Genomic DNA, 20,752 nt, shown 5'->3' on the forward strand with positions numbered 1-20,752 from the left:
GCCTCCGGCGCTCTCCGACCGGGAGCGGGGCGCGGCCGTGCGGGCCCGGTCAGGAGAGGGCGCCCAGGACCCGGGCCGCCTCCTCCGCCCGGCTGCCGGGAACCGGGTGCCTGTCGGGCAGCAGACCCACGCGCAGGCGCACGTGCGGCCCCTGGCCCTCGACACGCAGGTCCAGGAAGGTGCAGCAGTTCCGTTCGGCGGCGACCAGATCCGCCAGTGCTCCTGCGCGTTCGGCGGTGAGCTCCCAGACGAACCATTCCGCCACCCGGCGTCCCCGGGCACCCCGCAGCAGCTCCCGCCAGGCGGTGATCCGCTCTCGGTAGCCGTCCTCGTCCAACGAGCACGTCCGGGCCGTCCGCACAGTGATCACATCCTATTGTTCAGGTTTTCCTGGATTCACGACCTTATGTACCGTGGGTGGCATGCTGCAAGTAGCCACAGGGATCGACGCCCTGGCCCGTTTCGGCCGTGCCCTGGCCGACCCCGTCCGCTGCCGGGTGCTGCTGGTCCTGCGTGATGGCCCAGCCCACCCGGCCGAACTGGCCGAGGAACTCGGCATCAGCCGTACCCGGCTGTCCAACCACCTGGCCTGTCTGCGCGACTGCGGGCTGGTCGCCACCGCGCCCGTCGGCCGCCGTATCCGCTACGAGCTCGCCGACCCCCGCCTCAAGTACGCCCTGGACGACCTGCGCTCCGCCGTGCTGGCCGTCGAGACCGGCCAGGCCTGCGTCGACGGCGGGGAGGAGGGCCGCTGCTGATGTAGGCCACCCGATCGTGTGGCGTTCGTCGCTCGTCGCACCCCTCTCCGTTTCCCGGGATCCGGCGACGGGTCCGTCAGAAAAGATTTTCCGCGGCCAGGTGCCGGGCCTGGCGCGTGCCGCCGAAGTGGCGCCATGACAGCTCTCGCGGGCTGACCGCGCTGGTGGTGCGACGGGAACAGCTGGATGTACGGAGGCGTTCCCCGGTGTGTACGGCCGGGGGGCCTGTTATCCTGGTGCCCCGTGGAGTCCGGCGGCCGGAGCGACGACCCAACCGCCCGCAACCGGACCGCCGCACGGCCACTCAGTCCAACCCGAGCCGGCCGTAGCCACTCAACCCACGGGAGCATCACTTTGGCATCCGCCGCGAGTACCAAGCACCTTTTCGTTACTGGCGGCGTCGCCTCCAGTCTTGGCAAAGGTCTGACAGCTTCCAGCCTGGGACGACTTCTCAAGTCGCGCGGCCTGCGGGTCACCATGCAAAAGCTCGACCCCTACCTCAACGTCGACCCGGGGACGATGAACCCCTTCCAGCACGGAGAGGTGTTCGTCACCGACGACGGGGCCGAGACCGATCTGGACGTCGGCCACTACGAGCGCTTCCTGGACACCGAGCTGTCCGCCACGGCCAACGTCACCACCGGCCAGGTCTACTCCAGCGTCATCGCCAAGGAGCGCCAGGGCGCCTACCTCGGTGACACCGTGCAGGTCATCCCGCACATCACCAACGAGATCAAGGCGCGCATCTACGCGATGGACGCCTCTGACGTCGACATCGTCATCACCGAGATCGGTGGCACGGTGGGTGACATCGAGTCGCAGCCCTTCCTGGAGGCGGTCCGCCAGATCCGCCACGAGATCGGCCGGGACAACTGCTTCTTCCTGCACGTGTCCCTCATCCCGTTCCTCGGCCCGGCCGGGGAGATGAAGACCAAGCCCACCCAGCACTCCGTGGCCGCCCTGCGCAGCATCGGCATCCAGCCCGACGCGATAGTGTGCCGCTCGGACCGCCCCATCACGCAGAGCCTGAAGTCCAAGATCAGCCTCATGTGCGACGTGGACGAGGCCGGTGTGGTCTCCACCCCCGACGCCCCCTCGATCTACGACATCCCCAAGGTCCTGCACCGGGAGGGCCTGGACGCCTACGTCGTCCGCCGTCTCGGCATGCCCTTCCGCGACGTGGACTGGACCGAGTGGGACGAGCTGCTGCGCCGCGTGCACCAGCCCGACCACGAGGTCACCATCGCCCTGGTCGGCAAGTACATCGACCTGCCCGACGCCTACCTGTCGGTCAGTGAGGCGCTGCGCGCGGGCGGTTTCGCCACCGACACCCGGGTGAACATCCGCTGGGTGGCCAGCGACAACTGCGCCAGCCCCTCCGGTGCCGCCTCCGAGCTGGACGGCGCGGACGGCGTCCTCATCCCCGGCGGCTTCGGTGTGCGCGGTATCGAGGGGAAGCTCGGCGCCATCCGCTACGCCCGTGAGAACGGGGTGCCGCTGATGGGCATCTGCCTGGGATTGCAGGCCATGGTCATCGAGTACGCCCGTGACGTGCTCGGCCTGGAGGGCGCCAACAGCACCGAGTTCGACGACAAGGCCAAGGACCCGGTCATCGCCACCATGTCCGACCAGACCGACGTCATCGCCGGTGAGCGCGACATGGGCGGCACCATGCGCCTGGGCATGTACCCGGCCGAACTGGGCGAGGGCACCGTGGTGCGTGAGCTCTACGCCGGACGGGGCGAGGCCTCCGAGCGCCACCGTCACCGCTTCGAGGTCAACAACGCCTACCGCTCCCAGCTGGAGGAGGCAGGTCTGGTGTTCTCCGGGCTCTCCCCTGATGGCAAGCTGGTGGAGTACATCGAGCTGCCCCGGGACGTCCACCCGTTCTTCGTGGCGACGCAGGCGCACCCGGAGCTGCGGTCCCGTCCGACCAAGGCCAACCCGCTCTTCCGCGGACTGGTCTCGGCGGCCTTGGAGTACCACAACTCCTGACACACGCCGGGCCGGGCGGGGCACGACTCCTGAGAGGCGGGATCCATGCCCAGTGACATCCACCCGGCCCGGTCTCGGACCACGGGGGCGGACGCGAAGATCGCGGACGCCCCCGAGTCGTGGCCGGTGGAACGGTCCGAGGACCGCTTCCGCGGCGCCAAGTGCGGGATGCGCACGGACTGGGTGCGTATGCCTGAGGCGGGCGGCGAGGGCACGACCGTGGCCAAGCGCGACTACATGTACCACCCCGGCGCCGCGGCGGCCCTGGCCCTGGACGAGGACGGCAGGGTGCTCCTACAGCGCCAGTACCGTCACGCCACCCAGCACACCCTGTGGGAGCTGCCCGCGGGGATGATCGACGTGGAGGGCGAGGGGGCGCTGCCCACAGCCCAGCGTGAACTGGTCGAGGAGGCGGGCCTGCGCGCCGAACGCTGGCACGAGCTGGCCGACTTCTTCCCCAGCCCCGGATTCTCCGACGAGCGCATCCACGTGTTCCTGGCCCGAGACCTGTCGGTGGTGCCCGACGAGGAGATCGGTTTCGAGCGCGAACACGAGGAGGCCGACCTGGTCGCCGAGTGGATCCCCCTGGAAGAGGCGGTCGGGCTGGTCATGGAGGGCAGGCTGCACAACGGCATAACCATGGTCGGCATCCTGGCCGCGCGGACCGCGGCCGCCGACGGCTTCACGACGCTGCGCGAGCCCGGCGCGGACTGACCCGTGAGCGAACGACCGGAACCCGCCGGACCGGAGGAGGGGCCGGGGCCGCTGGCGGACATGTGCTCCGCCTTCCTGGACCACCTCAGCGCCGAGCGCGCCCTGGCCGCGAACACCCTCATGGCCTACCGGCGCGACCTGCGCCGCTACCGCGCCCACCTGGCCGCACGGGGGGTCACCTCCCCTGACCCGGTGGGCCCGGGCCACGTGGGCGACTTCCTGCGGGTGCTGCGGGAGGGGGACGAGCACCACCCGCCGCTCAGCGCCGCCTCAGCGGGGCGGGCCCTGGCCGCCGTGCGCGGCCTGCACCGTTTCGCGGTGCGCGAGGGGTGGTCGGCTTCCGACCCGGCCGCCGAGGTCCCCCCGCCGGTTCCGCCGATGCGGTTGCCCAAGGCGGTACCGCTGGAGTCGGTGGAGCGCATCCTGGACTCCGCCGGACCGGCCGACGCCCCCGCCTCCGGCGACCGCGCCGCGCTACTGGCCCTGCGCGACCGTGCCCTGCTGGAGGTTCTCTACGGCACGGGCGCGCGCGTTTCCGAGGCTGTGGGGCTGGACGTGGACGACGTCGCCGACGCGGTGGAGAGCGGCGGCACCGTGGGTCTGGTGCGGTTCCGGGGCAAGGGCGGCAAGGAGCGGGTGGTCCCACTGGGCTCCTACGCCCGCCGGGCGCTCTCGGGCTACCTGGTGCGGGCCCGGCCGGGCCTGGCCACCTCCGGCCACGGCGGTCCGGCGCTGTTCCTCAACGCCCGCGGCGGCAGGCTCACCCGCCAGGGAGGTTGGGGGATCCTGACGGCCGTCGCCGAGCGTGCCGGGGTCGAGGGGGTGTCGCCGCACACATTGCGCCATTCCTTCGCCACCCATCTTCTCGACGGCGGCGCGGACATCCGCGTTGTGCAGGAGTTGCTGGGGCACAGTTCGGTCACCACCACCCAGGTCTACACACTTGTTACAGTCGAGCACCTGCGCGAGGTGTACGCGTCGAGTCACCCCAGGGCAAGGCACTGAGACGGCCGTGCGGAGCGGGAGGTGTCCGCCGCGCGGGCGAAGTGAAACGGCCTGATTCTGCTCTTTTGATTTCCCCCGGGGGCGAAGGCGTGGGATTCTACCCGTACGTTTCGTGGAAGTGCGTCGTGTCGGCGTTCCAGAGTCGCCGCACGGAGGTACGTTGCTGTCGACATATTGAGTTTCCGACGGCGGCCAGGCCCAGGGGCACGGCATCCCTTGGAGCCGTGGCGGTCCGTAGGGGAGGTCAAGGGTTGTGAACTGGGAGAACGACGAGGCTGCGAGCACCGCACCCGTCGGCGAGAGACGATTCGCCGACCCGGTGACCAATCCGTGGGGGACGACACGCAACACGGGGGCTGATCTGCACACCTCAAGACCCGAACGGACGTATCCGGAGCCCGAGCCCGTCGACGAACACGGACCGGCACGGATCGTAGCACTATGTAATCAGAAAGGTGGGGTCGGTAAGACCACCACGACGATCAACCTCGGCGCCGCCATCGCCGAGTACGGAAGACGGGTGCTGCTGGTCGACTTCGACCCGCAGGGCGCGCTCTCCGTCGGCCTGGGCCGACTCGATCCGCGAGAGCTGGACCTGACCGTCTACAACCTGCTCATGCAGCGGGACGTGATGGTCGAGGACGTCCTGCTCAAGACCGACATCGACGGCCTGGACCTGATTCCGAGCAACATCGACCTGTCGGCGGCCGAGGTGCAGCTGGTCGGCGAGGTCGCGCGCGAACAGATGCTCGGCCGTGCGCTGCGCCCGATCATCAACGACTACGACGTCGTGCTGATCGACTGCCAGCCCTCACTGGGCCTGCTCACCGTCAACGCGCTCACCGCCGCCGACGGCGTCATCGTGCCGCTGGAGTGCGAGTTCTTCGCGCTGCGCGGTGTGGCCCTGCTCATGGACACCATCCAGAAGGTCCAGGAGCGGCTCAACGAAAGCCTGGTCATCGACGGCTTCCTGGGCACCATGTACGACCCGCGCACGCTCCACGCGCGTGAGGTGCTGTCCACGATCATCGACGGGTTCGGCGACAAGGTATACGGCACGGTCATCAACCGCACCGTGCGTTTCCCGGACGCCACCGTGGCGGGCGAACCCATCACCAGGTTCGACTCGTCCTCGGCCGGGGCCAACGCCTATCGGGACCTGGCCAAGGAGGTGCTGGCGAGGTGGCCTCTCAGCGGTCACGGCGCGTGACCCTACCCGGGGCGGACGAGTTGTTCTTCCGCTCCAGCGGCGCCGAGGAGGCGCCGGAAGAGACCGAACGCCAGTACACGGCACCGGAGCAGCAGAGCAGGAAGACCGAGACGTCGACGCGCTCCAACGGCAGATCCAAGGGCAGGTCCCGTACGAAGGTGCGGGGCGCGCCCAAGCCGAGCGGGCGCCAGCGCCACGACGAGAAGATCACCGTCTACATCTCCGGGCCCGAGCTGCTGGCCCTGGAACAGACCCGGCTGTCGCTGCGTGCCGAGCACGAGCTGGCCGTCGATCGGGGCCGCCTCGTCCGAGAGGCCGTCGCGGTGCTGTTGGCCGACTTCGAGGAGCACGGATCGTCCAGCATGCTGGTACGCAGGCTGACCGAGGAGTGAGCGGGGACTGAGCGCTCGCACCGGTACCGGAGGGGGTACCGGTTCGGCGACGGAAGGGTCGCGGGTGTCACCGGCGGGTTCGAGCCGGTGACACCCTTGTCGCATGAGTGAGACGACATGGGGTCGGTGCCATGGCGGTTGAGGGGACCCCGGCGGACGCCGAGGCGGAGGCGGACGAGAACGCCTTCCAAGTGCACCTCGACAACTTCGAGGGGCCCTTCGACCTGCTCCTGGCACTGATCTCCAAGCACAAGCTGGACATCACCGAGGTGTCCCTGTCGAAGGTCACCGACGAGTTCATCGCGCACATCCGGGCGCACGGCGAGGCGTGGGACCTGGACCAGGCCAGCAACTTCCTGCTGGTCGCGGCGACCCTGCTGGACCTGAAGACGGCCCGGCTGCTGCCGCGCGGCGACGTCGAGGACGAGGCCGACCTGGCCTTGTTGGAGGCCCGTGACCTGCTGTTCGCCCGGCTTTTGCAGTACCGGGCCTACAAGGAGGTCGCCTCGTTCATGCGCGAGCGGCTGGTCTCGCAGGGGCGCCGCTACGCGCGCGCCGTCCCGTTGGAGGAGCGCTTCGCCGGCCTCAGGCCGGACGTGCTGTTCAAGCTGGGGCCCCAGGAGTTCGCGGCACTGGCGGGGAGGGTGTTCACGCCCAAGGAACCGCCCAGTGTGCCGGTCACCCACATCCACCAGGCCAGGACCTCGGTCAAGGAGCAGGGCGAGCTGATGGCCGCGGAGCTGCGCGAGCACGGACGTCTGACCTTCGCCGAACTCACGGAGGCCTGCCCCGGTACCTTCGAGGTCGTCGCCCGCTTCCTGGCGCTGCTGGAGCTGTACCGGGCCGCCAACGTGGGCTTCGACCAGCCCGAACCGCTGGGCGAGTTGACCGTCACCTGGACCGGCGGCGAGGGCGAGGTCGAGGTGGAGAGCGAGTACGACGACGCCGGCGGGGCCGAGGGCCCCAGGAGCACGGACGGGCCGGGGGAGACGGAGGAGTACGGATGACCGCCGAGGACATGACGGCAGAGGAGACGGCCGCCGGGGACGCGTCCGACGGATCCCCGGCCCCGCCCACCCTGCGCCGTGATCTGGAGGCGGTGCTGATGGTGGTGGACCAGCCGGTGTCGGAGTACGACCTGGCGCGGGCCCTGGACGTGCCCGTTACCGTGGTCTCGCGGACCCTGGAGGCCCTGTCCCGGGAATACACCGAGCAGGGGAGGGGTTTCGACCTTCGGGCGGTGGCCGACGGATGGCGCGTGTACACGCGTCCCGAGTGCGCCGACGTCGTCGAGCACTTCCTCCGGGAGGGGCAGGAGGTGCGGCTCACCCAGGCCGCGCTGGAGACGATGGCGGTGGTTGCCTACCGCCAGCCGGTCTCCCGGGGCAGGGTCTCCGCCGTACGCGGTGTCAACTGCGACGGGGTTATGCGTACCCTCGTACTGAGGGGGCTGATCGAAGAGGCCGGGCACGACTCCGAGTCTGGTGCGCTGCTGTATCGGACCACCTCCTATTTCCTGGAACGGTTGGGCCTACGAGGCCTCGACGAGCTGCCTGATCTGGCGCCGTTCCTCCCCGACGACATCGAAGGTCTAGACGACACCGGTGAGCACACCTAATAACAGATCCCGCGGTGCGCGGGACGACGCCCCGCGCGGTGAGCGCGGCGACTACGACAACCGCGGCGGCCAGGGCCGCCGTGACAGCAGGAACCGCCGGGACGACCGTCCCCGCGGCGGTTACCGGGACGACCACGGCCGGAAGGGCCGTGACGAGAGCCGCTCCTACGGCGGTGGTCGCGGTGACCGTGACCGCCGGGGTTTCCGAGGTGACCGCGACAGCCGCGGCGGCCGTGACGGCCAGCGTGGCGGGAGCCGCTCCTTCGGGGGCGACCGCGGTGGTTCCCGCGGTGGCCGGGACGAGCGCGGCCAGCGCGACCGCGATGCCCGCCGTTCCCAGGGCGGCCGTGAGGGCCAGCGTGGCGAGGCCCCCTCCCAGGACGGCCGCGGCGGCCGTGACTTCCGTGGTTCGGGCGGGCGCTCCTACGGCCGTGGCCGTGACGGCCAGCGTGGCGGGAGCCGCTCCTTCGGAAGCGAGCGCGGCGGCCGCTCCGGGAACCGCGGCGGCGCCGCGGCGGGCGGCCTCAAGAACGAGGACCAGCTCTCCAAGGCGGCCCGAAGCCGGCTCAGCGCCCTGCGCGCCGACTACGACCCCAAGGACGAGGACCGGGCCACCGGTGAGGTGCGTGACACCTACACCGACGTCAAGGACGGCATCCGCCTCCAGAAGGCGCTCGCCGCGGCCGGTGTCGCCAGCCGCCGCGCCAGCGAGGAGATGATCGCGGCCGGGCGCGTCAGCGTGGACGGCCAGGTCGTGCGCCGCTTCGGTGCCCGGGTCAACCCGGAGACCTCCGAGATCCGCGTCGACGACATGCGCGTGGTCACCGCCCCGGACAAGCTGTACTTCGCCCTCAACAAGCCGCGCGGAGTCGTCAGCACCATGTGGGACCCCCAGGGCCGTCCCACCCTGGCCGACTACACCGGCCAGACCGAGGAGCGGATCTTCCACGTGGGCCGGCTGGACACTGAGACCGAGGGCCTCATCCTGCTGACCAACGACGGCGAACTGGCCAACCGGCTCACGCACCCGCGCTACAAGGTCGTCAAGACCTACATCGCCAAGGTGCCCGGTCCGGTTCCGCACCGGACCGTGCGCGAGGTTCAGAAGGGCGTCGAGCTGGAGGACGGCCCGGTCAGGGTCGACTCCTTCCGCGTGGTCGAGAACGAGCCGCCCAAGGCGCTCGTCGAGATCCGGCTGCACGAGGGCCGTAAGCACATCGTGCGCCGCCTGATGGAGGCCGTCGGCCACCCGGTCGCCGACCTCGCCCGCACCCAGGTCGGTCCGATCGACCTGAACACCCTCAAACTGGGCACGATGCGGGCACTGACCTCCCGTGAGGTGAGTGAACTCTACGAGGCGGCTGGCCTGTAGATACAGTTGACGGCGGTCGTCCTCTTCGGGGCGGCCGCCGTTCCCCTTTCCCGGGGGCGGCACGGTGAGCGAGGACAAGGCGGGATCGAACGTGGCGGTACGGGCCATCCGCGGTGCGGTACAGGTCGACGCGGACGAACGGGACCAGGTGCTGGAGGCCACGGCCGAACTGGTCTCGGAGGTGATGCGGCGCAACGCGCTGGAGACCGACGACGTGATCAGTGTGCTGTTCACCGCCACCCCTGACCTGACCAGCGAGTTTCCCGCACTGGCCGCGCGCAAGCTCGGCTTCAGCGATGTCCCGCTGATGTGTTCGACCGAGATCGCCGTCCCGCGCGCCCTGCCGCGCGTGGTGCGGCTCATGGCGCACGTGGAGACGGACCAGCCGCGCTCGGACCTGCAGCACGTCTACCTTCGCGGGGCCCAGGCCCTGCGGCTGGACATCGCGCAGTAGAGCGGCACCGGCCCCGGCCAGGCCATAGGCTGGGGGCAGTACACGGAGGCGGGAGAGCAGTGGGCAACACCAGTGGCGCGCGGGGGACCGGAGAGCGGCCTGCGGTGCGCCGGGTCGCGGTGATCGGGACCGGGCTCATCGGTACGTCGGTGGCGCTCTCCCTGCGCTCGCGCGGCGTCGACGTCGTCCTCTCCGACCCCGACGGCGCCTCCCTGCGCCTAGCCCGCGACCTGGGCGCCGGACGCCTTCTGGAGGAGTCCGCCGACCCGTCCTCGGCTCCCGTGGACGTCGCGGTCATCGCGGCGCCGCCCGCCGTCGTCCCCTCCGTCCTGCGCTGCGAACAGGACCGGGGCCTGGCCCACGTGTACACGGACGTGGCCAGCGTGAAGACGAGCGTGCTGGCCGAGGCCGAGCGGGCGGGCTGCGACATGGCCACCTTCGTGCCCGGGCACCCGATGGGAGGCCGGGAGAAACAGGGACCCGGCGCCGCTCGGGCCGACCTGTTCCTGGGCCGGTCGTGGGCGCTGTGCCCCACCGGCAAAGCCGATCCGCAGGCCATCGCCGCGGTCGCCGAGATCGCCCGCTTGTGCGGAGCGGACCCGATGGTGCTGGACGCCGAGGCGCACGACCGCGCGGTGGCGCTGGTCTCGCACGCCCCGCACGTGGCCTCCTCGGCGGTGGCGGCCCGGCTGGTCTCCGGAGACGGAGCCGCGCTGACCCTGGCGGGACAGGGCGTGCGCGACGTCACCCGTGTGGCGGGCGGAGACCCCGCCATGTGGTCCGAGATCCTCACGCACAACGCCGCCCCGGTCGCGGAGGTGCTGCACGCGATGGCCGCCGACCTGGCGGAGACGGCCGACGCCCTGCGCGAACTGGCGGGAGGGCCGCCCGCCCCTTCGGCGGACGCCCTGACCCCGGTACGCGACCTGCTGGAGCGCGGGCGGTCCGGGCACGACCGCATCCCCGGCAAGCACGGCGCGGTCAGCGGGCCCGGCTACACGGTGATCCCTGTGGTCATCCCCGACGAGCCCGGTTCGCTGGGCCGTCTGTTCGCCGCCGCGGCGGAGGCCGGGGTCAACATCGAGGACGTGCGCATCGAGCACACCCCCGGGCTGCCTCTGGGCGTGGCGCAGCTGCACGTGCTGCCCGCCGCTGTGGACACGCTCTCACGGGCGCTGGCCGCCGACGGCTGGTCGGTCCACCCCGGGGTGTGACCGCTCCCCGTGGCCGGAGGACCGTGCGGTCCACCGACACCCGGGTCACCGGTAGGGTTGGGCGTCGGCAACAGTGAAGCAAGCGGGAGTCAACGGCAGTGAGCGCGCAGGGCAGCACCGAGGGCATCGTCATCGCGATCGACGGTCCCTCCGGGTCGGGCAAGTCGAGCACCTCCAGGGGTGTGGCCAAGGCACGGGACCTGCGCTACCTCGACACCGGTGCCATGTACCGGGCGCTCACCTGGTGGATGCTGGACAACGGCGTGAACGTCAACGACGCCGGGGCCGTGACCGCCCTCGTCGACCGCCCCGCCATCGCCATGGGCACCGACCCGAACGCCCCCACGGTGACCGTGGACGGCCGCGACGTGGCCGCCGAGATCCGCGAGAGGGACGTCACCACCAACGTCAGCGCGGTCTCGTCCGTGCCCGCCGCGCGTGAGCGCATGGTGCGCTCCCAACGCGAGATCATCGCGGCGGCCAGGGCCGAGAGCACGGGCATCGTGGTGGAGGGCCGCGACATCACCACCGTCGTCGCCCCCGACGCCCCGGTCAAGCTGTTCCTGACCGCCAGCGCCGAGGCGCGCGCCCAGCGGCGCAGCAAGGAGGTCCGCACCAGCGACGTCGCCGCCACCCAGGCCGACCTGGCCCGCCGCGACAAGCTGGACTCCAGCCGGACCCACTCGCCGCTCAGGCAGACCGCCGACGCCACCGAGCTCGACACCACCGGCCTGACCCTGGACGAGGTCATCGCCCTGGTCGCCAAGCTGGCCGACGAGGCCCGCGGCCGGTAACACCGGCCACACCGGCCGACAACGACCCCTTCGGGGGAACACACGAACATCCACGGTGGTTCTTCCCCGTGGCCAGTACACGGGTGCCGTCGGTGCCCGTGGCCGACCCGCATGGCCCGGGACCACCGGGGCGGGTCACCCCACGCATCCTCGCGGCACGCTTCCTGGGCGCGCGGGGACCAAGAACCGGGAGCAGTACATGAGTGACTTCGACATCTCCGACGTCGGCCACGAGGGCACCGACGACGCCGAGCCCGCCGCCCTTCCCGTGGTGGCCGTGGTCGGCCGCCCCAACGTGGGCAAGTCCAGTCTGGTCAACCGCATCATCGGCCGTCGTGAGGCCGTGGTGGAGGATGTTCCGGGCGTGACCCGTGACCGGGTCGCCTACGACGCCGAGTGGCAGAACAACAGGTTCACCCTGGTGGACACCGGCGGCTGGGAGACCAGCGTCAGCGGCATGGCCGCCATGGTCGTCCGGCAGGCCGAGTACGCCGCACAGACCGCCGACGTCGTCCTGTTCGTGGTGGACGCGACAGTCGGCGTCACCGACGCCGACGCCGCCGTCACCCGAGTACTGCGATCCACCAAGCACCCCGTGGTACTGGCCGCCAACAAGGTCGACGGCAGTAAGCAGGAGGCCGACGCGCTCGACCTGTGGCAGCTGGGTGTGGGCGAGCCGTACCCGATCAGCGCCCTGCACGGCCGGGGTACCGGTGACCTGCTGGACGCGCTCGTGGCGGAGTTCCCCGAGCAGCCCCTCGGAGAGGACGATGACGAGGGCGAGGACGGCCCGTCCCGCATCGCGCTGCTGGGCCGCCCCAACGTGGGCAAGTCCAGCCTGCTCAACCGGCTGGCCGGTGAGGACCGGGTGGTCGTTGACCCGGTGGCGGGCACGACCCGCGACGCGGTGGACGAGCTGGTCGAGCTGGGCGGCCAGACCTGGAAGTTCATCGACACAGCCGGTATCCGCCGTCGGTTCCGTTCCTTGCAGGGGGCCGACTACTACGCCACCATGCGTACCGGAACCGCCCTGGAGCGGGCCGAGGTCGCCGTGGTGCTGATGGACGTCAGCGAGCCTCTCGCCGAGCAGGACATCCGGATCGTCGAGCAGGTGCTCGAGGCCGGCCGCGGCCTGGTCCTGGCCTTCAACAAGTGGGACATCCTGGACGAGGAGCGCCGGACCTACCTGGAGAAGGAGATCGACCGCCAGCTGTCGCGGGTCTCCTGGGCGCCGCGAGTGAACGTCTCGGCCAAGACCGGACGCCACATGGAGAAGCTGGTCCCGGCGATCGAGACCAGCCTGAACGGGTGGAACCAGCGCGTATCGACCGGGCAGCTCAACAACTGGCTCAAGGAGCTGGTGGCCGCCACCCCGCCGCCGGCGCGCAGCGGTAAGCAGCCCAAGATCCTGTTCGCGACGCAGGCGGGTGCGCGCCCGCCGCACTTCATCCTGTTCACCACCGGGTTCCTGGAGGAGAACTACCGCCGCTTCATCGAGCGGCGCCTGCGCGAGGACTTCGGTTTCGAGGGCTCCCCGGTGCACATCAGCATGCGGATCCGCGAGAAGAAGGCCGGTACCCAGGGCCGCGCCTCCAAGGGCAGCGTGCGTCCCGACCGCAAGCAGCGCCGCCGCTGACGCGCTGACCGCGAACGCTGCCGGCGAGACGGACGGGCTGGTGGGCCTTTCCGGCCACAGCGTGTCCGGCCCGGTGAAGGGGGTGCCTCCCAGGAGGCACCCCCTTCGGTGTTCGCGCGCGGGGTCACGGGTCCGAGGGCAGTCGGCGCACGTTGCTCCGCGGCGGGGAGTCGTCCGAGGGGCCGCGCTCCGGGACCGGGATGGAGGGGGCGCCGGGCAACGGCCGGTTCGCGCTCTCCTCCATCCGCCACACGACCACCAGGCCCACCACCCCCGCGATCATCATCAGCCACGCCGGTGCGTACAGGTTTCCGGTGGACTGCACGAGCGACTCGGCGATCAGCGGGGTGGTGCCGCCGAACAGGGCCACCGCGACCAGCATCAGCACCATGGCGGCCAGGGTCATCACCAGCGCCGTCGTGGAGCCGTAGCCCAGCTCGGCCTCCAGGTAGGTGGGCATGTACGCCGTCAGCATGTAGTTGTTGACGTTGAAGACCATCACCAGGCCCACGCACAGGAGGATGCTGCGCCACTGGTCCACGATCGTCGCCCGGAGCTGGCCCCCGCGTCGCCCGCAGCCGGAGTCCTCGCCGAAGCCCTCGGTGCTCTGGGTGAAGACCGGGGTGTCCTCCAGCTTCACCCGCAGGTAGGGGCCGACGGCGCCCAGCGGCAGGGCGAGCAGGAACGGAACGCGCCACCCCCAGTCCTGCATGGTGTCCGCGCCGAGCAGGAGGGTCATCCCCGTGACCATGGTGGCGCCGCCGACGTAGCCGCTGACCGTGCCGAACTCCGGCCAGGAGGCCAGGTAGCCGCGCCGCCTGTCGGGCGCGTACTCGGCGATGAAGGTGGTGGCGCCGCCGTACTCGCCACCCGTGGAGAAGCCTTGGAGCATACGGGCGGCCAGGAGCAGCACGGGCGCGACGAGGCCGATGGCGCCGGCGGAGGGGATGAGCCCGATCGCGAAGGTGCTCACCGCCATGAGCAGCATGGTGAAGGCCAGAACACGCTTGCGGCCTATCCGGTCGCCGAGCGGACCGAAGAACAGGCCGCTCAGCGGGCGCACCAGGAAGGCGGCGGCGAAGGTGGTGAAGGTGGCGATGAGCTGGACGCCCTGGGTCCGCGCCGGGTAGAACACCAGCCCGATCGTGACGGCCAGGTAGCTGTAGACGCCGAAGTCGTACCACTCGGTCGCGTTGCCGATCGCGGCGGCCATGACGGCTTTACGCATCGTCTTGTGGTCCGTGGCCAGGGCCGGCCGGGCCCGCGGACGCGGCTCGCTCGCGTGTCTCCCCCGATGGACCACCAAGTATTTCCCCGGGTGTCAATACAATCACTCGGAGTGTGGAAGTGGCGTGGTTCGACCGTGTGCCGCCCCGGTAGCGTGGCAGAGAACGGGCGAGAGGGGGGAGCCATGCGCAAGGTGCTGGTCAGCGCCTGCCTCATGGGGCGCAAGGTCCGCTACGACGGACGTGCCAAGACGGTCGAGGACGACGTGGTCGCCCGTTGGCGTCGGGAGGGGCGCCTCGTGGTGCACTGTCCCGAGGTCGCGGGCGGCCTGCCGGTGCCCCGGCCGCCCGCCGAGATCGAGCCCGGCGCGACCGCCGCCGAGGTGCTCGCGGGACGGGCGCGTATCCTCACCCCCGACGGGCAGGACGTGACCGGCCACTTCGTGGACGGCGCCCGCGCGGCGCTGGCCACCGCCCAGGCGCACGGTGTGGGCGTGGCCCTGCTCAAGGAGTCCAGCCCCTCGTGTGGGCTGCACGAAGTCTACGACGGGACCTTCGCCGGGCACAGGACGCCCGGTGAGGGGGTGACCGCGCGACTGCTCCAGGAGCACGGCATCGCCGTCTTCACCGAGAACGAGATCGCGCGGGCCGCCGCGTGCCTGCGCGAACTGGAGCATGCCTGAGGAGCCTGGACGAGTCGCCGGCCAGGCCCCCAGAGCAGCCCGTGTCAGGAGCGGACGACCTCGTACCGTGTACAGGCGAAGTCGACAGCGCGGTGTACGTCCAGCACCTTCAGGTCCACTCGTCCGGCCAGCAACGGCGCCCCCGAGCCCAGGGTGACCGGGGCGATCGAGGCGACCACCTCGTCGAGCAGCCCGAGCCGGGCCAGGTCCGCGGCGATCCCGCCCCCGCCGACCAGCCACACGTCACGTCCGTCGGCTGCCTTGACCATCTCCGCGTGCAGGTCGCGCAGTTCCTGGTCGGTGTCCGCGCTGGCGAAGCGGACGTCGCCCTCCAAACGCGGTAGTTCCCTGTGGGTGAGCACCCAGGAGGGGACGTCGTAGGGCCAGGCCGTGACCTCCTCGTGGCGCAGGATCCACTCGTAGGTGCCCGCGCCGCACAGGACCGCCCCCGCGTTCCGGATGAAGTCGTTGGTCTCCTCCAGGGCCTCGCCCCCGTCGGCGGTGAAGAGCCATTCCAGGGAGTGGTCCTCGGTGGCGATGAAGCCGTCCAGGCTCGTCGCGGTGTTGTAAACGGTCCTGCTCACTGTGTACCTCCGTTGTGGTGTCGGCCCTGTAGCCATTCGATGGGGTCGCCGTGGTCCACCTCCAGGCCCTCCGCGCGCAGCATGTGGCGGACGAGCTGCCTGCGGTGCGCGGCGTAGGTCAGTACGTGCGCGATGACGCTGCCGAGGACGAAGCTCTCGGGCGGGTCGCACAGGGCGTCGATCAGCCGGTCGCCCCAGGCACCGCGGCGTCCGATGCCGTCGACCGCGGCGATCCAGCGCGCGCCGACACTGGTGTGCCGTTCGAGCAGGCTCCCGGTGTCGTCCGCGCCCGGTCCGGGAAGGTCGGCCCCGTCGATCGAGGCGAGCCACACCTCCTTGGCCCGGACCAGGTGTTCGAGTACGGCGCAGACCGACTCCTCGGGCCCGTCCCACTCCAGGACGGTCTGCCCGGGCGCCCGCACCCGCCGGTAGGCCTCCTCGGAGAGCCCTTCGGCCAACCGGATCAGGTGGGCGGTGTCGTCCACGTCGTGGTGGACCTGGAGGGCGATCATGTCCATTCCGGCTCGTTCCCTCGGTTTCTCCTCGACCCACAGGTGGATCGGCGGGTGGAAGTGGATGCCGTTGGGCGCGGGCAGCCATGTGCTGCTGCCCTGTGCGGTGGAACCGGGCGGATGCCCGAAGGCACGTCCGAAGGCGCGCGTGAACCCCTCGACCGACTCGTATCCGGCCGCGAAGGCGGCCTCGGTCACGCTGCTGCCCTGACCGATCTGCCAGGCCGCGCGCTCCAGGAGGACCCGTCTGCGCAGCGCGACCGGGGGCTCCCCGGTGTCGCGGGTCAGTCTGCGGGTGAAGTGGAACGGCGATGTGAAGGCGTGGCCCGCCATGTCGGTGAGGCGGGCGTTCTCCTCGTCGAGGACCGCGTCGAGCAGTGCACGCAGGCGGTCCCGGCCTGGGGTGGGGTCGGTCATGTGACCAGTATGTTCGCCGGACCGGTGCGGGCGCCTGACCGATCTTGCTCACCGGCGGGCTCGGGGACGGAGGGTTTCCCCGCGCCCGGAACCGCCGGTCCGAGACGGCGCTGGACCCCGCTGGTGGAGGCGGGAGCCGTTGTGCGAATGGCCCCGAAAATGCGGTAGAGTCTTCCCGTCGGCGACGCCGGAGACGGCGTCCGCGCGGCGGACGGGACGTAGCGCAGTTTGGTAGCGCACTTGACTGGGGGTCAAGGGGTCGTGGGTTCAAATCCCGCCGTCCCGACAGAGAATTAGCAGGTCGTAGAGGGGTCCACCTGAGGGTGGGCCCCTTTCTGCGTCTGACGGTGGCTCGCGCTCCCGCGGCTGCGCCAGGGCACGGTTCCCTTGAGGGGGCTGGGGCAATGGCTCCGCGTCCGCTCGGAGCGTCGGCCCCGTCCAGCTCGAAGCAGGTGCTGGTGGCGCCGAGGAACAGCAGGCCCGCTTTCGGGCCCAGCAGGTGCGCGACCTCGTCGAATACCTGTGTCCCCAGGTCGCCGGTCATCTCGTGCGGCCAGTCCACCGCCCGGTAGCACGCGTCGCCGTCAGTGGTGTCCAGGCCGTTGACGTGTACGTCGTGTGTGATCCGGTCCGCAGCCGCGAGCTTCGATGCCGGGGCCAGTGCGCGGTTGGCGACCAGGGCGAACAGCACCCGTTCCGTGCCGAACCGCGGACGATCGCCATCGTGCCGCTGTCGGCCGCTCTCGGCGCGCGGCCGCACAAGGCCCCACGGAACCGCCGTTCACCTCGCGCTCAGGACGCCCGCACCACCGCTTAGAGGTCGATACCGCGCCTGAACTGCGCGTTCGGAGCCTTCAGGGCCTATCTGGGCGGAGCACCGTGTCCGTATGTGGCCAACGGCTTCAAAACAAACCTACATGTATGTATGGTTTGGAGTCGTTGGCCGCAATGATGGAGGGAAGGACACATGGCGACTCCGAGAGTGTGGGCCTCTGTCAGGGCCCACGCAGTCCAAAGACCGCACGCCGTGGCGGTGAGGTGGAAAACCGGCAGCCTGACTTACGGGCAACTGGTCGCCGCCGTGGAGGAGACCGCGAACAATGGTGCGCCGCCTCCGGTGCTGACTGTGCGCGCGGATCGCGAAGGCCGGTCGGTCATCGAGGTCCTGGCCGCGCAAGAGTCAGAACGTCCTGCCCTCGTCCTGCCGGACAGTGCAGGTGTGGATTACATGGCGTGGGTGGACCAGGACCTTCGCGACTTCGCTGAGGATCCCGGAGGCCTCGTCTCGGCGCAGGGCCTGTGGACGACCACCTCCGGGTCGACAGGCAAACCGAAAATCGTCGCACACGATCCGCACGGAATCGATCGCTTCGCTCTATGGGCCTGCGAGCGGTTCGGGCTCGACTCGAGAACCGTGTCACTGAGTCTCTCCCCTGTCAATTTCGATATCGCGACCCTAGACGTTTGGACCGTCCTCGTCGCCGGGGGCACGGTCGTATTCGCCGAAAGAGAGGATCTTACAGACGGACGTTCACTGACCGAAACGGCCCGAGACAATGGTGTCACCCTGGTGCAAGCAGTGCCTATGGTGCACACCTTGCTAACACGCGCTACTCATTCGCTCCCTGATGTCAGAACAGTTATATCAACTGGCGACTTCTTCCCTCTTGACTCTGTTCCCGCCTTGGAGGAAAAATTTCCCAAGGCAGAGCTTCTAAGCGTTTACGGAAGCACAGAGACCAATGATAGCTTCATCCTGGATCTGCGGGAGGCGACCCCCGGGGCCCTTGGATCACCTATCGACGATGTTATTTATCGAATCGAGGACACCCGGTCCAGCGAATTGATCGTCTCCACCCCCTTCCAGGCACTGGGTTACGTCAACGCCCCGAACGACGCATGGAGGAGCGGATCGAACGGGCGACGTGAATTCCGTACAGGTGACCTGGTCAGTGTTGACACTGATGGGACTCTGTACCTGGCGGGCCGGTCTGATCGACAAATAAAAGTACGCGGAGTCCGTGTATCCCTGGATGCGGTCGAATCCGTACTGCGCAGTCAGAGCGGTGTCACCGACGCCGTAGTGGTGTCACGAAGCCAAAACATCGGGGAACCTGAAGTCGTGGCCGCTGTGCTTCTTTCTCAGGACTCTGAGGTGACGAACCTGAAGTTGCGTTCGTCAATCGCCTCCGCCTTGCCGCAAGCAGCACTTCCCAAAAGAATCCTTTTTACAAGGAACCCGTTTCCCAGGACTGGCACCGGGAAAACTGACCGTTTGACTGCGGTCAGTCGAATTCTTGAAAGGAAGCATTAATGAATGCTGATATCCGTCAAAAAATCTATGACCACATCATCTCGGTGCACGCGCCGGACCTGGAGGGGGAGTCGATTCCAGGAGACTACGACCTCCTCGCCACGGGTGTCGTGGACAGCCTGGCCCTACTCGAGCTCGTCGAATGGATTCAGAGTACCTTCGGCGTCTCCACCCTGGAGTCCGACATCAGTCCTGCTGACCTCAGCACGATTTATTCCATCACTGAATTCGTGCAATCAAATGCCACGGTGAAGTCCTGAAATAAATAATCGAAGTTTTCGTGGGAAAGGAAGATCCAGATATGTTTATGCGATCCCGAGTGGCCACTGAGTCTGTTGACTGGGGGAATGGGACCAGTGAAAGGCTCCTGGTGGAGAACGACAGCCTCGGCTTCACTATCGCCCACACGGTGGTCAAAGCCGGCACTGTGTCCAAGCTGGAATACCGAAATCACCTGGAAGCCTGTTACTGCATCTCGGGGAGCGGAGCCGTCGAGAGTGTGGACGGGAGCGCCCGGATCGACCTCTCCAAGGGAGTCCTCTACGCACTCGACAAGCACGACCCACATTTGCTGATCGCTAGTGACAACGAGGATATGGAGTTGATCAGTGTCTTCAATCCTCCCCTGAAGGGGAATGAGAGTCACAGCCTCAACTCGGACGCGTTCTCCTCTTACTAGATAGACGAAAAATATGACGAGCACAGCCGTTCAGAGCCGACTCCGTGGAATGACGATCGACCAACTGTGTGATCGGATCAGAGACGTCGCTCCCGGTATCAACAGTGGTTATCCCGAGCGTGAGCGCCTCGCTTCGTTCTCCGATAATGCATGGCATTCACTTGCTGATACGGGAATTTTCAGATCGTTCTTCCCGAGGGACCTGGGAGGGTATGACCACTCCCTTGCTGATTTGATGCGTGCTGCGGAGACCCTTGGGTACCACGTTCATGATGCAGGGCTGAATTTTAGTGTGGCCACACATCTGGCGAGTACCGGGTTTGCCATTAATCGGTTCGGAAGTGATGGAATGCGCAGCAGGTACATGCCTGCCGTAACCTCCGGAAGGTCTATCGGATGCCACGCCATCACAGAGCCGGGGACGGGTTCCGACGTTCTGTCTATGGCGTCCACCGGCCGATTAGAGGGGGACGAGATCGTCCTCAACGGGGTCAAGACGTATGTCACGAATGCGCCTTTAGCTGACCTCGCTGTGGTCTACGTCCGCACATCCGAGTCTCCCAGCCCCCTCGGTTTAACGGCTGTGCTCGTTCCCCGGGGGGCAGAGGGTGCCGAGTTTGGCGAGCGGTTAGAGAAGAACACTCTGCGTACCTCCCCCTTCGGGCGGTTGAGCATGGAGGATTGCCGGGTCCCCAGGGCAAACATCCTCGGCGGTGTGGGCACCGGCTTCCTCATGCTCGAGCACGTAATGAACTGGGAAGTACTTGTCGCCTTCAGCATCACGGTGGGTGAGATGCTCCGGCGCCTGGACCTTGTCGTCGAGCGCGTGACTCATAGAAGGCAGTTCGGAAGGCGCATTTCAGACTTCCAGGGTGTCCAGAATTCTGTAGTCGATATGCATATTTCCATTCACTCTGCCCGGTTGGCTCTCCACAACGCCGTGGAGGCAGTTGCTACAGGACGCAGGGCTACGTCTGAGACGGCGGCGGCCAAGATCCTTGTCAGCGAAGCCAATGTCCGTACTGCGCAGGCTGCAGTTGAACTGTTCGGCGGAGAGGGCGTTCTGACCTGTACTGGAATCGAGGTCGGCGTCCGTGACGCTTTGAGCGGATCGATTTATTCCGGAACGAATGCTGTGCAGAAGCAGAAAATTGCGAGACACCTCGGCCTCTGAA

Annotated in this window: 22 protein-coding genes and 1 tRNA gene; 19 read left to right on the forward strand and 4 right to left on the reverse strand. The window is 68.7% G+C overall.

Going from position 1 to position 20,752, the window contains the following annotated elements:
• Positions 1-49: 49 nt before the first annotated feature.
• The gene (locus tag AC0T5L_RS13505; RefSeq protein ID WP_476165778.1) at positions 50-370 is read right to left on the reverse strand and encodes a hypothetical protein; all 321 of its coding nucleotides are present in this window, start codon (positions 368-370) and stop codon (positions 50-52) included.
• Positions 371-422: 52 nt separating this feature from the next.
• Here AC0T5L_RS13505 and AC0T5L_RS13510 point away from each other — a divergent pair, with 52 nt between their 5' ends.
• The 13 genes from AC0T5L_RS13510 to der all read left to right on the forward strand — a co-directional run bounded on the left by AC0T5L_RS13510 (position 423) and on the right by der (position 13,162).
• Complete coding sequence (locus AC0T5L_RS13510; protein ID WP_476165779.1) at positions 423-758, forward strand: ArsR/SmtB family transcription factor; 336 nt, start codon at positions 423-425, stop codon at positions 756-758.
• 354 nt (positions 759-1,112) lie between these two features.
• On the forward strand, positions 1,113-2,753 hold the full coding sequence (locus AC0T5L_RS13515; protein WP_476165780.1) for a CTP synthase: 1,641 nt from the start codon (positions 1,113-1,115) through the stop codon (positions 2,751-2,753).
• A gap of 45 nt (positions 2,754-2,798) precedes the next feature.
• Positions 2,799-3,467, forward strand: a complete 669-nt coding sequence (locus AC0T5L_RS13520) for an NUDIX domain-containing protein (RefSeq protein WP_476165781.1) — start codon at positions 2,799-2,801, stop codon at positions 3,465-3,467.
• Positions 3,468-3,527: 60 nt separating this feature from the next.
• Positions 3,528-4,472, forward strand: a complete 945-nt coding sequence (locus AC0T5L_RS13525; protein ID WP_476165825.1) for a tyrosine recombinase — start codon at positions 3,528-3,530, stop codon at positions 4,470-4,472.
• 253 nt (positions 4,473-4,725) lie between these two features.
• Entirely contained in the window at positions 4,726-5,682 is a 957-nt protein-coding gene (locus AC0T5L_RS13530) for a ParA family protein (protein WP_476165782.1), read from the forward strand.
• Positions 5,679-6,074, forward strand: coding sequence for a hypothetical protein (locus AC0T5L_RS13535; RefSeq protein WP_476165783.1), 396 nt, complete (start codon positions 5,679-5,681; stop codon positions 6,072-6,074). Before AC0T5L_RS13530 ends, AC0T5L_RS13535 begins: the two co-directional genes overlap by 4 nt.
• Positions 6,075-6,205: 131 nt before the next feature.
• Positions 6,206-7,081 carry a segregation and condensation protein A gene (locus tag AC0T5L_RS13540; protein ID WP_476165784.1) on the forward strand — a complete coding sequence of 292 codons (876 nt, stop codon included), beginning with the start codon at positions 6,206-6,208 and terminating at the stop codon, positions 7,079-7,081.
• 11 nt (positions 7,082-7,092) lie between these two features.
• Complete coding sequence (gene scpB, locus AC0T5L_RS13545) at positions 7,093-7,692, forward strand: SMC-Scp complex subunit ScpB (RefSeq protein ID WP_476165826.1); 600 nt, start codon at positions 7,093-7,095, stop codon at positions 7,690-7,692.
• The gene (locus AC0T5L_RS13550) at positions 7,679-9,064 is read left to right on the forward strand and encodes a pseudouridine synthase (RefSeq protein WP_476165785.1); all 1,386 of its coding nucleotides are present in this window, start codon (positions 7,679-7,681) and stop codon (positions 9,062-9,064) included. Before scpB ends, AC0T5L_RS13550 begins: the two co-directional genes overlap by 14 nt.
• A 91-nt stretch (positions 9,065-9,155) precedes the next feature.
• Positions 9,156-9,518, forward strand: coding sequence for a chorismate mutase (aroH, locus tag AC0T5L_RS13555; RefSeq protein WP_476165827.1), 363 nt, complete (start codon positions 9,156-9,158; stop codon positions 9,516-9,518).
• A 59-nt stretch (positions 9,519-9,577) separates the two neighbouring features.
• Entirely contained in the window at positions 9,578-10,732 is a 1,155-nt protein-coding gene (locus tag AC0T5L_RS13560) for a prephenate dehydrogenase (RefSeq protein ID WP_476165786.1), read from the forward strand.
• A gap of 98 nt (positions 10,733-10,830) precedes the next feature.
• Complete coding sequence (cmk, locus tag AC0T5L_RS13565) at positions 10,831-11,526, forward strand: (d)CMP kinase (protein ID WP_476165787.1); 696 nt, start codon at positions 10,831-10,833, stop codon at positions 11,524-11,526.
• A gap of 199 nt (positions 11,527-11,725) precedes the next feature.
• Complete coding sequence (gene der, locus AC0T5L_RS13570; RefSeq protein WP_476165788.1) at positions 11,726-13,162, forward strand: ribosome biogenesis GTPase Der; 1,437 nt, start codon at positions 11,726-11,728, stop codon at positions 13,160-13,162.
• Positions 13,163-13,286: 124 nt separating this feature from the next.
• On the opposite strand, the gene AC0T5L_RS13575 is transcribed toward der, so the two are convergent.
• A complete protein-coding gene (locus AC0T5L_RS13575) occupies positions 13,287-14,390 on the reverse strand; it encodes an MFS transporter (RefSeq protein WP_476165789.1) in 1,104 nt (367 codons plus the stop codon).
• Between the two features lie 183 nt (positions 14,391-14,573).
• On the opposite strand from AC0T5L_RS13575, the gene AC0T5L_RS13580 reads away from it, so the two are divergent.
• Positions 14,574-15,071 (forward strand): 2-thiouracil desulfurase family protein, encoded by a 498-nt coding sequence (locus tag AC0T5L_RS13580; RefSeq protein ID WP_476165790.1) that lies wholly within the window; start codon positions 14,574-14,576, stop codon positions 15,069-15,071.
• A gap of 44 nt (positions 15,072-15,115) precedes the next feature.
• Here the strand turns inward: AC0T5L_RS13580 and AC0T5L_RS13585 are convergent, their stop codons facing one another.
• Together AC0T5L_RS13585 and AC0T5L_RS13590 are read right to left on the reverse strand one after the other, a co-directional pair.
• Positions 15,116-15,655, reverse strand: coding sequence for a dihydrofolate reductase family protein (locus AC0T5L_RS13585; RefSeq protein WP_476165791.1), 540 nt, complete (start codon positions 15,653-15,655; stop codon positions 15,116-15,118).
• Complete coding sequence (locus tag AC0T5L_RS13590) at positions 15,652-16,584, reverse strand: helix-turn-helix domain-containing protein (RefSeq protein WP_476165792.1); 933 nt, start codon at positions 16,582-16,584, stop codon at positions 15,652-15,654. Before AC0T5L_RS13590 ends, AC0T5L_RS13585 begins: the two co-directional genes overlap by 4 nt.
• Before the next feature lie 212 nt (positions 16,585-16,796).
• On the opposite strand from AC0T5L_RS13590, the gene AC0T5L_RS13595 reads away from it, so the two are divergent.
• The 5 genes from AC0T5L_RS13595 to AC0T5L_RS13615 all read left to right on the forward strand — a co-directional run bounded on the left by AC0T5L_RS13595 (position 16,797) and on the right by AC0T5L_RS13615 (position 20,751).
• A tRNA-Pro gene (locus AC0T5L_RS13595) sits at positions 16,797-16,870 on the forward strand.
• 741 nt (positions 16,871-17,611) lie between these two features.
• Positions 17,612-18,898 (forward strand): AMP-binding protein, encoded by a 1,287-nt coding sequence (locus tag AC0T5L_RS13600; protein WP_476165793.1) that lies wholly within the window; start codon positions 17,612-17,614, stop codon positions 18,896-18,898.
• Positions 18,898-19,158 carry a phosphopantetheine-binding protein gene (locus AC0T5L_RS13605; protein ID WP_476165794.1) on the forward strand — a complete coding sequence of 87 codons (261 nt, stop codon included), beginning with the start codon at positions 18,898-18,900 and terminating at the stop codon, positions 19,156-19,158. The genes AC0T5L_RS13600 and AC0T5L_RS13605 overlap by 1 nt, the downstream gene beginning before the upstream one ends.
• A 59-nt stretch (positions 19,159-19,217) precedes the next feature.
• Complete coding sequence (locus tag AC0T5L_RS13610; RefSeq protein WP_476165795.1) at positions 19,218-19,577, forward strand: ectoine synthase; 360 nt, start codon at positions 19,218-19,220, stop codon at positions 19,575-19,577.
• A gap of 49 nt (positions 19,578-19,626) precedes the next feature.
• Positions 19,627-20,751: an acyl-CoA dehydrogenase family protein gene (locus AC0T5L_RS13615; RefSeq protein WP_476165796.1), complete on the forward strand. Its 1,125-nt coding sequence runs from the start codon at positions 19,627-19,629 to the stop codon at positions 20,749-20,751.
• Position 20,752 lies beyond the last annotated feature (1 nt).

Source organism: Nocardiopsis sp. TRM 82005 (assembly GCF_056312425.1).